A 678-nucleotide genomic window follows, 5' to 3' on the forward strand; every position below is an offset into this window, starting at 1 on the left:
CGCCGGGGTTCTGCGAGGTCGACATGGTGGCGCATGGCGGCACATCTGTAGCTGGCTCGTTCATTCAGACGTTGACGATGGTCGACGTCGCGACTGGTTGGACCGAGTGCATGCCGTTGGTGACGCGTGAGGGCGGCCTCGTCGTGCGGACGATGGAGCGCGCGCAGAGCCTCTTTCCCTGGGTCATTCGCGGCGCCGATTTTGACAATGACAGCGCATTCATGAACGACGTCGTCGTGCCCTGGTGTCGCGCGCAAAAGATCGAGGTGACACGCTCGCGCGCCTACAAGAAGAATGATCAGGCCTTCGTCGAGCAGAAGAACGGCGCGGTCGTCCGGCGACTCGTGGGGTACGGTCGCTTCGATGGTGTCGAGACGACGCGCGTGCTTGAACGTTTGTATGCTGCATCTCGGCTGCACACCAACTTCTTCCAGCCGTCCTTCAAGCTGAAGGACAAGCGACGCGAGGGCGCGAAGGTGATCAAGCGCTACCATGTTCCAGCCACGCCCTATGAACGAGCACTGGGGCATCCGAGGTTGAGCAAGGTAGTCAAACGGCGTCTTCGAGAGCTTCATCGCACGCTCGATCCCGTGGCCCTGCTGGCCGAGATGAGAGACGCCCAGGCGGAGCTCGGCACGCGTGTCGACGCCCGATTGGGCAGGCTCGCGGCAGCAAGCC

The 678-nt window shown here is 62.7% G+C and carries 1 protein-coding gene; it reads left to right on the forward strand.

Going from position 1 to position 678, the window contains the following annotated elements; genetic code table 11:
• Window positions 1–23 precede the first annotated feature (23 nt).
• Window positions 24–678 (forward strand): integrase catalytic domain-containing protein (locus ACZYOF_RS44170; RefSeq protein ID WP_463719647.1); only part of this gene is annotated, 655 nt, incomplete at its 3' end.

The organism is Bradyrhizobium sp. LeoA1Lang (assembly GCF_055413685.1).